Below are 11,398 nucleotides of genomic sequence, written 5' to 3'. Positions count from 1 at the left end.
CCATGTCGCGCGAGTCGTACCAGCAACAACTGGACGAACTCCGGGACGGCGTGGTCGGGATGGGCGATCTGGTCGTCGAGCGACTCGAATCGGCGCTCACTGCGCTCCGGACCGTCGACCGGGAGATGGCGCAGTCTGTCATCGATGGCGACAAAGAAATAAACGAGCTGTACTTGACGCTCGAAGCCGACTGCATCGACCTCTTTGCCCTCCAGCAGCCTGTCGCCACCGACCTGCGCTTCGTCGCCGCCTCCTTCAAAATCATCACCGACCTCGAACGCGTCGCGGACCTCGCCACGAACCTCGCGGCCTACGCACAGTCGGCCGACCGTCGACTTGCCCCCGAGGTCGACGTCGACACTATCGGCCGCGAGGCCACCGACATGGTCGAGCGTAGTATCGACGCCTATCGACTGGAAGCCGTCGAGGACTGTCGCGCTATCGCGGCTGATGACGACGCGCTCGATGCGCTCTGCCAGCGGGCCAGCGAGACCGTCGCCCGGGACCTCATCGAACGGGAGGCCGACGGCGACGACGGCTGGGCGGTCGAGCAACTCCTCGACGACGTGTCCCGGCTCCTGTTGACGGTTCGGGACCTCGAACGCGTCGGCGACCACGCGGTCAACATCGCGGCACGCACGCTGTACATGGTCGAAACCGACTCAGAACTCATTTACTAGCTATGGAAACCCGAAAGATACAGACCGTCGGCGGCGGCACGTACACCGTTTCGCTCCCAAAAGAGTGGGCCGAATCGGAGAACTGTACGGCCGGAACGACGGTGAACCTCCACACGCACATCGACGGGCTCCTGGTAATCCAGACCCCTGAGTCACAGACGACGGCGCGGAACCGCCTCAGACTGGAAGTCGGCAACGACGACCCGGCGGAAATAGAGCAGCTGTTGCGGGCGGCCTACGCCGCTGGCGTCGAATCTGTCGTCCTTGAAGTCCCCGATGGCTACAGCGACGAACAACACCGGGCCATCGAACGCGTCACCCGGAACCTGACAGGTGTGACCGTCGCTGAGGCGACCGAGTCACAGGTCACGGTCCGGACGATGCTCGATGCTGGCGAGGTGTCCGTCAGCCAGTCGGTCCGCCAGCTCCAGTTCGTCGCCCTGTCGATGCACCGGGACGCGATGGCCGCGCTCACGACCGGGACGACCGGCGACCGGTGGGCCGACCGCGACGAGCAGGCCGACCGGCTGTACGCCATGATAGACCGCTACTTCGAGCGCGGGCTGGCCCGCCTCGACGAGATAGACGCGCTCGGGCTGACCCGTCCCGAACTGTTCACCCTCTGGGGGACCGCGAACGAACTCGAACGCGTGGCCGATCACGCCGAGCGCATCGGGACCGTCGCCGACCGACTCGACGGCCAACCCGACGAACGTATCATCACAGCCCTCGACAGCATTGCACAGGATGTCCACGCCGTCGTCGAGGACGCTGTCCGAGTGATCATTGGCGACGCCTGTGTCGACACCGCCCGACAGACACTGGCCACGCGCCGGGACGTTCGAGAGCGGATAACCAGTCTCGACCGACAGCTGTTCGAGTCCGGTGACGCCGACTACCGGCTCACGCGCGCCCTCGACAGCCTCGCTAGAACGGCGGAACACGGCGGTAATATCGCCGAGTTCGGGCTCCGGATGGCTGTTCGCGACGGCGCGCTCTCGGACCCGGCAACTGACACCGACGAGGCAAACGCGTCGAGTTCGACAGCTGAAACAGAGTCCTGACCAACGCACAGCACACAAGAGTCATCGGTTCCGAGACTGGCTATGGTTGACTGGGACGTGTATCTCGTCACGCAGGCGTCGCTCTCGGCAGGTCGGAGAACCGACGAAATCGTCGCAGACGCGATTGACGGTGGCGTCGGCGTCGTCCAACTCCGCGAGAAGGACCGGACCGCGCGCGAACGCTACGAACTCGGTCGGGAACTGCGGGACCTGACCCGCGAGGCCGACGTCGCGTTCGTCGTCAACGACCGCGTAGACATCGCACAGGCACTCGACGCTGACGGGGTCCACCTCGGCGACGACGACCTTCCTGTTCCGGTCGCGCGTGACTTGCTGGGCGAGGACGCACTCATCGGGCGCTCGGTCTCGACTGTCGAAGACGCCCGGGAAGCGGCGGCGGCCGGCGCGGACTATCTTGGCGTTGGTGCAGTGTTTGCTACCGGCTCGAAAGACGACATCGATGACGACGAGTACGCCATCGGCACCGAGCGAGTCGCTGCTATCGCAGAAGCAGTAGACATCCCGTTTGTCGCTATCGGCGGCATCACGGCCGATAACGCCGTCGAGGTCGTCAGAGCGGGTGCGGACGGGGTCGCTGTCATCACAGCAATCACGCAGGCCGACGACCCGACAGCGGCGACGGACGCGTTACACAGTGCCGTCGAGCAGGGGCGATAGCACTGGCTTGTTCGCGGTACCACCGAGACAGCCCGGTTTGCGGGCGGCGCTCAGATACCGAGAAGGTCGGGCGCGACGAGGGCGACGACGACGAGACAGAGAAACACGAGAATCGCGACCGAGCGGAGGACGCCGGCTGTCTGTCGTCTGCGCTTTGGCAACACCTCCGCAACGCCCGCTAATCCGGTTCCGACGACCATCGCGAGTAACCAGCTGTCCGGGACAGCACCCTCGGTAACCCAGGCGGACACGTAGAGACCGGCGAAGACAAGTGACCCAGCGAAGTGGACGAGAGCAATCCGTGGCCCGGACGGTTCGCTGAACACAGCGTTGCTGATACTGGAGGGCATCAGCGGTGAGATGCGTCCCAGAATTAATAAATTGCGGTGGTAGCCGCGACAGAGGGTCTGTCGTGTCCAGACCGCTACGCCGACTGCTGCAGCTTCTCGCGTAACTGTCGCTCGTCGACGTGGTACTTGAACGCCGGCGACTCGTCCACGAAGACGTAGGGAACGCGCTCGCCGTACTCCGCCTGAAGCTCGGGATCTTCGTCAACGTCGACGAGGTCTAGCGCGATAGCGACTTCCTCGTCGTCGGCGACTTGCTCGATTGTCTCGATGGCCTTCTCACAGAGATGGCAGTCCTCGCGCGTGTAGACGGTGATCGACACGTCGCTCATCACTGGAACACGGGGGCGACAGCATAAGACTCTCACTCTCCCGTCGGCGATGGGTTTCAGTGCTTCGCGCCCGTAGCTCCCTCAATGACAGGCTGGACTATCGAAGACATGCCCCCGCTGACGGACCGAACCGTGGTCGTAACCGGCGCGAACAGCGGGCTGGGACTTGAAGGCTCGAAGGCGTTCGCTCGCAGAGGCGCGACGGTTGTGATGGCCTGCCGGAGCGTCGACCGCGGTGAATCGGCCGCAGCGGAGATCCGCGAAGCCGTGCCGAACGCGACGCTCGATATCCGTGAGTGTGACCTCGCGGACCTCTCGAACGTCGAATCCTTCGCCGACGGCCTCCAAGACGACTACGACGCCGTCGACATTCTCTGTAACAACGCCGGCGTCATGGCGATTCCCCGGAGCGAGACGGCCGACGGTTTCGAGACGCAGTTCGGCGTCAACCATCTGGGTCACTTCGCCCTGACCGGGCACCTCCTTGACCTCCTCGGGGCCGCCGACGGCGAGTCCCGAATCGTCACGCAGTCCAGCGGTGCACACGAGATGGGCGAGATTGACTTCGACGACCTGCAGGGCGAGCGCTCCTACGGGAAGTGGTCGGCCTACGGCCAGAGCAAGCTCGCCAACCTCCTCTTTGCCTACGAACTCCAGCGCCGGCTGGGCAACCACGGCTGGGACGACGTGATAAGCGTCGCCTGCCACCCCGGCTACGCCGATACCGACCTCCAGTTCCGCGGACCCCGGGAGATGGGGTCGACGCTGCGAACCGCGGCTATGGGCCTCGCCAACGCTGTGCTCGCCCAGTCCGCCGAGCAGGGCGCGCTCCCGATGCTGTACGCTGCCACCGCCGACGACGTCATCGGCGGCGAGTACGTCGGCCCCGGCGGCCTGCTCGACATGCGCGGCCCGCCCGAGTTCCAGCAGTCCAACGCGGCCTCGCGCGACGAGGCGACCGCCGAACGGCTCTGGGCGGTCTCGACCGACCTCACCGGCGTCGAGTACGACTTCGAGCGCGCGTAAACGGTTATTTCTCGGGTGCGGACGTGCTATGCCAGCTCCGGGCCGTTCCTCCGCCTCTTCGCCTCGCGCTCGCCGCGGTCGCGGGCGCTGCCGCACTGGCCGTCGGTCGCTGGCTCGCCCGCCGTCGGGGGACCGGCGACTGACCCGATGTCACCACGCTTTCCTGTCCGGCTGGTGAACCCTGGCGGTACATGCAACCAGTCGAAATCGCGGCCAGGCTGCTTGCAGGGGTCGCCCTGATCCTCGCAAACGGCTTCTTCGTCGCCATCGAGTTCGCCCTGACCCGGGCCAGACAGTACTCGGAGTCGGAGTTCGACGAACCCGGCCTCCGTCGGGCCTGGGAGATGACCGACGACCTCGAAATCTACCTGACGAGCTGTCAGGTCGGCATCACCGCCTCCAGCATCGCGGTCGGTATCGTCGCCGAGCCGGCGCTTGCGGCCATCTTCGAGCCGTACTTCCAGTCCTCCGCGCTGGCCGGCGTCGGGGCCGGCGCGGCCATCGCCTTCCTCATCATCAACCTCGTCCACCTGACCCACGGCGAGCAGACGCCGACGTACCTCGGCGTCGAGCGCGCGAAGTTCGTCTGCCGGTACGGCGCGACGCCGCTGTACTACTTCGCGTGGGTCATCTCGCCGATTATCAAGGTCGGCGACGGCGTCGCCAAGTGGACGCTGGGGCTGTTCGGTGTCGAGATGTCCGGCGCGTGGCTCGAAGCGGAGGTCGACAGCATCGAGTCCCGGGCCGAACTACGCAACGAACTCGGTTCCGTTCTGGACCGCGGCGACGTGCCCGACGAGCGTCGTGAGGAGATTATTTCTGCGTTCCGCGTTGGCGACCGTGAAGTCGGCGACGTGATGGTGCCCCGCGAGGACATCGTCGCGCTGTCGCCGACCGACGACGACGTGACCAACGCCGAGCGCATCGCCGAGACGCCCCACACCCGCTACCCGCTCGTCGGCGAGACGCTCGAAGACTTCCTCGGCATCGTCTACATCCCGGCGCTGGTCGACGAGCGCGAGGAACAGGACGGGGCGGGCGGCCTGCTCGACGGCATCGACCTCGAAGCCGTCGCCTCGCCGCCGATGACGATGTCGCCCGACACCACCGTCAGTGACGCCATCGACCAGTTCCAGGCCGAGCGCCAGGAACTGGCCTTCGTGCTCGAAGACGGCGAAGTCGTCGGGCTGGTGACGGTCACGGACCTGCTGGAGGAGGTCGTCGGCGACATCCAGGACCCGATGGACGCCGAAGCCGGCGTCGAGTGACGCTGAAAGTACTACCGGTCGACGACACTGAGGCCTGACGGCTACCGCGGCGGCGTGTAGACGTTGACCGTCTCTAGGGGCGTCTCCGTCGTTCTCTATGCTGTGGCGTTTGCCGGCCTCCATGACCACTTCGAAGTAGCGGTCGAAGTCGAGTCGCGTTCGCTCCATACGCGCCGGTCTGTCGTACCGCAGCCCCACTCTCGGGACGCTCAGTCCCCGCCCGCGAGCCGCCCGACCCGGCCGGTGAGCCGGGCCGCGATGCCCTCGAAGTGGGCGGTGCTCCAGCCCGCGACGACGAGCGCGCCGACCGTGTTGAACACGAGGTCGTTCACGATGTCCCCCGTGCCGTACTGTGCCAGGACCGCCTCGCCGCCGACCACCGACGCGAGGCCGCCGCTTGCGAACTCAAGTATCTCCCACCCGACGCCAACCGCGAGGACAAACAGGACGACGAAGGTGGCGCGGAACCCGCGGTTGAAATCGACCGCACGGGAGTGGCGTTCGACCGCCCGCGCGACCGCGTACCCAACGCCGGCGACCAGCGACGCCGAGACGGCGTGGGCCAGGCTGTCGTACCAGCCAAACGCTTGGTACAGTTCGAGCGCGCCGGCCGCGTGCAGCGTCGACGCCACCGTGATCCACAGCACAAGACCGGTGTCCATCGCGTAGTCGTATTCCCGGCGGAACAGCGCCGGCAGGAACGTTATCGCCAGCGGGCCGGCGCTGTTGACGAACAGCGTCACGTTGCCCCGGACGAGCGCGAAGGCGGATATTACCCCGAGGACCGCCTGTAGCGTCCGGACCGCGATGCGGTGGTGCTTGCCGTCTCCGGGAAGGGACGTACCCGACTGGTCACGTTCGGATGGGTCTGCGCCCGAGACGCGCAGTCGGGCGATGCGCGCCGACCGTTCGAAGTACAGTTCGAACACGACACCGGCGATGATACCGGCGGTCGCTGCAGTGACGAGGTCCCACATCAGCTCCGTCTGCCCGTTGAGGAACGCGGTTCCCAGTAGCGTGTCGGTCGCATAGATACCGACCGCCCAGACGCCCGCGACGGCCATCGTCACGATGACGACGAACACCGTTGCGAACCGCGGCGTCATCGTCAGTGAGGTACACGCATCGAGGACAACGGCCAACAGCAGTGCGACCCCGGCGATTACGAGGAACGGGGTGACCTGCGGGAAACCGCCGACCGTCCGGACGAGTACCGGGACCGCGACCAGTCCGAGCAACTCCGCAGGCACCGTCGTTTCGAGATTCCGCGTGGCGAACGGAACCGTGACCGCGATACCGACGAGGAGTGCCGTGAGCACTGCCCACTCGAATTCGCCACCGGCCAGGAACCGTCCGACGCCGCCGATGAGAATTCCCGTTACCGTCCACGCGCCGAGCGCGTCGAGCCGGTGGGGACCGATAAGAGACTGTAGCGAGCCCATCACGACGTGAATACGACACGAGTCGTAATCAAAGCACGGCGGTTTCCTGACAGGCTTCTGGAGTTCATCGCCTCTATGGCCCCTGTCACGCGACTGACCGACGGCTGTCTGACGAGGATATATTTCTCTGGCCGTTCAACTCCCCGTAATCAATGGACGAAGCGTTTCTGGACCTCGAATCGATCGAGGTCGAACTGGACGAGGAGTTGCTCGATGCGATTGACGACAAGGCGTTCGCCGACCACCGCGACAACCGGGACGCCGCGATTCGCGACCTGCTCGATGAGTGGCTGAAACAGCGCGCCACCGAAGACGCGAACGAGCGTGACTGAGCGAGGCCGAGGTCGCCTGCGTGACAGCCTACTGGAGGGTGACGGTCTCGCCTAATTCGGGCGCGGTCGCGTCGTAGCCGTCTTCGCGGAGTGTGGTTGCAAACGCCTCGCAGCGGTCGCCGTGGTTCACGAGCACCGGCGTGTCACGATAGTCACCGAGGTACGCCAACAGCCCACCGCGGTCGGCGTGTGCCGAAAAGTCGTACTGCTCGACGCGCGCGCTGACAGGCATAATCCGCCCGTCTATCTCGGCACTACCGGTCTCTAGCAGGTCCCGGCCCGGCGTTCCCTCGACCTGATACCCGGTCATCGTGACCTTGTTCATCGGATTTCCACGGACCTCCGGGATATACGTCATCGCCGGGCCGCCCGAGAGCATCCCGCTGGTGGTGACGATTGCCGCCTTCTGGTCGGTGATACGTTTGCGCTGGCCGTCCTTGCCAGTCACAAACCGTGCGTGCGATTTCGCCCGCCGGAACGCGTCGGCGTCCCGGAGGAACTCGGGGTACTGGGCGAGCATCTCGGTCACCTCCTTACCCATCCCGTCGACGTAGCAGGGGATGTCGTGGGCCTCGCAGACGAGCAACATCTCCTGTGTTCGTCCGATGGCGAAGGCGGGGACGACGACGGTGCCGCCCTCCCAGAGCGTCGTTTCGACGCTTTCGACGAATCGACCCTCGACCGTTTCTCGGAGTTCGTGGTCGACATCGGAATAGGTGCTCTCACAGATGACCGTGTCCGCGTCCGGACGGGCCGTCGTCCCTGAGACGAGGCGCTGGTCGTCGGTGTGGAAATCGCCCGTGTACAGCAGTCGGGTGTCGCCGTCGTCAACGAGAACGTGTGCGCTTCCCGGGATGTGGCCGGCGTTGTAGAAGGTGACCTCGTAGCCGGCGGCCTCGAACGTCTCCCGGTAGCCGTGGGTCTCAGACACCTGCGTCACCCGCCTGACGTTGGTCTCGGTGAACGGACAGTTGACCGTCCCGCCGTGGAGCTTGAGCGTGTCACGGGCGAGCGTCATCGCCAGTTCGTACGTCGGCGGCGTCCAGTGAATCGGTGGTCGCGCGTCGCCCGATACCAGCGCCGGGATGGTCCCGACGTGGTCGAGGTGGCCGTGGGAGACGACGACGGCGTCCGGCGACGGCGTCCGAACCGGAAACTGTGGCGGCGAGTCGGTCAACATCCCGAAATCTAGCAGTAACGACTCGTCAATGAGGATGGCGCTCCGACCGATTTCACCCGCCCCGCCGAGAAACTGCACATCCATTATGGGGACAGACGCATCGCGTCCGTTTCCGTTCGTCGGTTCTGGCCGGCTCGTGTCGTCAGCCGCCGGGGCAGCGTAATATCTATGAACCAGAACACGACGATATATCGACGCTTAGTGGCTATGAAAGCTCAAGGAGCTATTTTGCGGTACTGTATTGTGTGTGGCTAACATATCTGGTGGGCAGTGTTACCACCCTAGCATAAACAATTATTATACTCGGGGCACATTGTTCACTTGTCATGGCGACACGCCAGCAATCCCCGACGACGTACCACACGTGCAGTTGCGGTGAGGAGTTCGACACGACGGAGGAACTCCTCGAACACGCACGAGAGGCACACGGGCTTAGCGTACACTAACTGGCGTCGCGCCGCTTTTCGCACACAGGAATCCCGACAGCAACAGGTCAGGACGTTTTGTCGATGTCCTGCCGAACGCTGAACCGCGCGTAGCCGCCGTGCGAGAGGTCAAGTGCACCCAGCCACCAGTTCCATCGCTCGGCGAGTTGATACTCCTCGGGCGCGTCCGCGAGGTTGTCGATGACATCTTCAACGGTCAGTTCCGCCCCGAAGTCGGTCACGAACTGGTCTGATTCCGAGAGGTCCCGCGCCTGTCTGGCGACGACCGTAACGATATCCGGGTCGGCGTCGAAGGCGTCGCGGAGTTCCCGTTCGAGTTCCGTTCGGTCCACACCCGCGTGTAGGATGCGCATCTGACTTGAATGTACGGTTGGGAACGCGACTGGCTTTTCGAGCCGTGCCGCCCGGAACAGATGTCACTGTCTCAGGGACGCCATCGCTCTCGAACAGCGCCACAAAAATCCGAAAGTAAGCCGTTACCGCTCCGATTTGACGCGTCGTATGCTGCCGCTTACTCAGCTTCGTCCTGCTTCACGGTTCCCGGTGGTCGCCGTTCCGATTCGAGGCCCCGCGCGCTTGCGCTTACTCAGCCTCGCCCTGCTCCACGGGTCGCCCTGCGGGCTCCCCGCTCCGCTACGAAGCGAACGCCTTCGCTATGCTCAGTCGTCCGCTTCGCCTTTCTCGATAGGCGCACCAACCAGATTGCCCCATTCAGTCCAGGAGCCGTCGTAGTTGATGGTGTCGTCGTAGCCCAGCAGTTCGTGCAGGGCGAACCAGGCGACCGAGGAGCGCTCACCGATGCGGCAGTAGGCGACCGTCGTGGAGTCGCCGTCGATGCCGTACTCGGCGTAGAGTTCTTCGAGTTCGTCGTAGTCCTTGAACGTCCCGTCGTCGTTGGTGACGGCCGCCCAGGAGATGTTCTGTGCGCCGGGGATGTGGCCGCCGCGCTGGGCGGTCTCCTGGAGTCCCGGGGGTGCGAGGATTTCGCCGGAGTATTCCTCGGGCGAGCGAACGTCGACCAGCGGCAGTTCGCGCTCGATGGCGTTCTCGACGTCCTCTCGGTAGGCGCGGATGGACTCGCGCGGGCCGGAGGCCTCGTAGTCGACTTCGGAGAACTCGGGGACCTCGTCGGTGAGTTCGTAGTCGTTCTCGACCCAGTACTCGCGGCCGCCGTCGAGCAGCTTCACGTCGTCGTGGCCGTAGTACTTGAACTGCCAATACGTGTAGGCGGCGAACCAGTTGGAGTTGTCTCCGTAGAGAACGACCGTCGAGTCCTCGCTGATGCCGTGACTGCCAAGCAGGTCCTCGAAATCTCCCTTGTCGAGGATGTCGCGTGTGGTCTGGTCCTGAAGCTGTGTCTCCCAGTTGAAGCCGATCGCCCCGGGGGCGTGGCTCTCGTCGTACAGTTCCGTGTCGACGTCCACTTCTACCAGTCGGTGGGCGGGGTCGTCGCTCTGGAACTCGTCCAGATGCTCGCTGACCCAGTCGGCCGAGACGAGCACGTCGTTAGCGTAGTCAGTCATAGTGCATCGAAGCGTAAGTCTACCAGACATATATTACTACGACTTTCGGCATGTTCGGCCACTCGTCCACCGTGTCGGCAGACGTTGCCTCTACTGAGCACTGTCGCTATTCAACACGTCCGCCGCCCAGCGGACAGGAGCCATGGCGTTCCATGTCCGGATGTGAGCCCTGCTGTGCGTGCGCGAAATGCGGCAGCATTTGCACCCACCTTCGACCGCACATGATGAGAGTTTTCAAGCGGACGGAGCGGTTACGCGTGGACGATGACTGATTTCGTCTCTGCGGAGTGGGTGTCGAGTCGGGGCGACGACCTCCGGGTGGTCGACGTGCGAGACGCGTGGGAGTACGACGGCCTCGGACACCTCCCGGGTGCGGTGAACGTACCCTTCGATTCGTTCCGTGCGGACGAACACGGCGCGGAGTCCGATGCTGGCGAGGGAATGCTGCCCGCCGAAGACGAGTGGGCACGGTTGCTCTCGGAGGCCGGCATCTCGCCGGAGAGCGAAATCGTGGCGTACGACGACCACCACGGCGTCTTCGCCGCGCGGTTTCTGGTCACCGCAGAACTGTTCGGCCACGACCCCGACCGACTCCACCTCCTTGACGGCGACTTCTCCAGTTGGCAACTCGAACGGGAGACCTCGAGCGAGACGCCCGATGTCACACCGACCGACTACGCCGTTCAGCGGCCGGCGTCGACGCCGCTGGTCGGCCCGGATACGGTCGCTGAGGCGGCGAACGACTCCGACACGGTGCTGGTCGACACCCGCGAGGACGAGGAGTACGACGCGGGCCACATCCCCGGTGCGGTCCTGCTGGACTGGCGGGACCTCGTCGACGACGAGACGCGAGGCCTGCTCGCGCGCGAGGAGGCGCTGTCCGTTCTCGAAAGTGCCGGCGTCGCCCCCGAGAAACGTGTCGTTCTCTACTGCAACACCGCCCGGCGCATCAGCCACACGTACGTCGTCCTCCGGCATCTGGGCTTCGAGCGGGTGGATTTCTACGAAGGGAGCCTCACTGAGTGGGAAGCACAGGGGCGGCCGCTGGAGACGAACTGAGGCGTCGTCGCGCTGGCATAC

The 11,398-nt window shown here is 64.8% G+C and carries 13 protein-coding genes; 7 read left to right on the top strand and 6 right to left on the bottom strand.

Annotation, left to right across the window (positions count from 1 at the left end):
• Positions 1–2 precede the first annotated feature (2 nt).
• From phoU to thiE, 3 genes are read left to right on the top strand one after another with little or no spacing between them, the layout of a single operon-like run.
• Positions 3–680: a phosphate signaling complex protein PhoU gene (phoU, locus tag DVK00_RS03985; RefSeq protein WP_121577304.1), complete on the top strand. Its 678-nt coding sequence runs from the start codon at positions 3–5 to the stop codon at positions 678–680.
• Positions 681–682: 2 nt separating this feature from the next.
• Positions 683–1,744, top strand: a complete 1,062-nt coding sequence (locus DVK00_RS03980; RefSeq protein WP_101350972.1) for a phosphate uptake regulator PhoU — start codon at positions 683–685, stop codon at positions 1,742–1,744.
• A gap of 42 nt (positions 1,745–1,786) precedes the next feature.
• On the top strand, positions 1,787–2,422 hold the full coding sequence (thiE, locus tag DVK00_RS03975; protein WP_121535478.1) for a thiamine phosphate synthase: 636 nt from the start codon (positions 1,787–1,789) through the stop codon (positions 2,420–2,422).
• A 50-nt stretch (positions 2,423–2,472) separates the two neighbouring features.
• Here the strand turns inward: thiE and DVK00_RS03970 are convergent, their stop codons facing one another.
• A complete protein-coding gene (locus DVK00_RS03970) occupies positions 2,473–2,772 on the bottom strand; it encodes a hypothetical protein (RefSeq protein WP_121535475.1) in 300 nt (99 codons plus the stop codon).
• A 74-nt stretch (positions 2,773–2,846) separates the two neighbouring features.
• Positions 2,847–3,101, bottom strand: coding sequence for a glutaredoxin family protein (locus DVK00_RS03965; RefSeq protein WP_101350969.1), 255 nt, complete (start codon positions 3,099–3,101; stop codon positions 2,847–2,849).
• Between the two features lie 84 nt (positions 3,102–3,185).
• On the opposite strand from DVK00_RS03965, the gene DVK00_RS03960 reads away from it, so the two are divergent.
• Positions 3,186–4,127 (top strand): oxidoreductase, encoded by a 942-nt coding sequence (locus tag DVK00_RS03960; RefSeq protein ID WP_121535472.1) that lies wholly within the window; start codon positions 3,186–3,188, stop codon positions 4,125–4,127.
• Positions 4,128–4,318: 191 nt separating this feature from the next.
• Complete coding sequence (locus tag DVK00_RS03955) at positions 4,319–5,395, top strand: hemolysin family protein (RefSeq protein WP_121577303.1); 1,077 nt, start codon at positions 4,319–4,321, stop codon at positions 5,393–5,395.
• A gap of 209 nt (positions 5,396–5,604) precedes the next feature.
• Here the strand turns inward: DVK00_RS03955 and DVK00_RS03950 are convergent, their stop codons facing one another.
• On the bottom strand, positions 5,605–6,837 hold the full coding sequence (locus tag DVK00_RS03950; RefSeq protein WP_121577302.1) for a hypothetical protein: 1,233 nt from the start codon (positions 6,835–6,837) through the stop codon (positions 5,605–5,607).
• A 152-nt stretch (positions 6,838–6,989) separates the two neighbouring features.
• Between DVK00_RS03950 and DVK00_RS03945 the strand changes: the two genes are divergently transcribed.
• Entirely contained in the window at positions 6,990–7,169 is a 180-nt protein-coding gene (locus tag DVK00_RS03945) for a ribbon-helix-helix protein, CopG family (RefSeq protein ID WP_101350965.1), read from the top strand.
• Between the two features lie 28 nt (positions 7,170–7,197).
• On the opposite strand, the gene DVK00_RS03940 is transcribed toward DVK00_RS03945, so the two are convergent.
• The 3 genes from DVK00_RS03940 to DVK00_RS03930 form a co-directional block, all read right to left on the bottom strand.
• Positions 7,198–8,433: an MBL fold metallo-hydrolase gene (locus tag DVK00_RS03940; protein WP_101350964.1), complete on the bottom strand. Its 1,236-nt coding sequence runs from the start codon at positions 8,431–8,433 to the stop codon at positions 7,198–7,200.
• 409 nt (positions 8,434–8,842) lie between these two features.
• Positions 8,843–9,148, bottom strand: a complete 306-nt coding sequence (locus tag DVK00_RS03935) for a hypothetical protein (RefSeq protein ID WP_101350963.1) — start codon at positions 9,146–9,148, stop codon at positions 8,843–8,845.
• Positions 9,149–9,454: 306 nt separating this feature from the next.
• Positions 9,455–10,318, bottom strand: a complete 864-nt coding sequence (locus DVK00_RS03930; protein WP_121535466.1) for a sulfurtransferase — start codon at positions 10,316–10,318, stop codon at positions 9,455–9,457.
• Between the two features lie 264 nt (positions 10,319–10,582).
• Between DVK00_RS03930 and DVK00_RS03925 the strand changes: the two genes are divergently transcribed.
• Positions 10,583–11,377, top strand: coding sequence for a sulfurtransferase (locus DVK00_RS03925; RefSeq protein ID WP_101350961.1), 795 nt, complete (start codon positions 10,583–10,585; stop codon positions 11,375–11,377).
• Positions 11,378–11,398 lie beyond the last annotated feature (21 nt).

This window comes from Haloarcula sp. Atlit-47R (assembly GCF_003665985.1).
Taxonomy (GTDB): Archaea; Halobacteriota; Halobacteria; order Halobacteriales; family Haloarculaceae; genus Haloarcula; species Haloarcula taiwanensis.
This window is presented reverse-complemented; position numbering and strand designations above follow the sequence as displayed.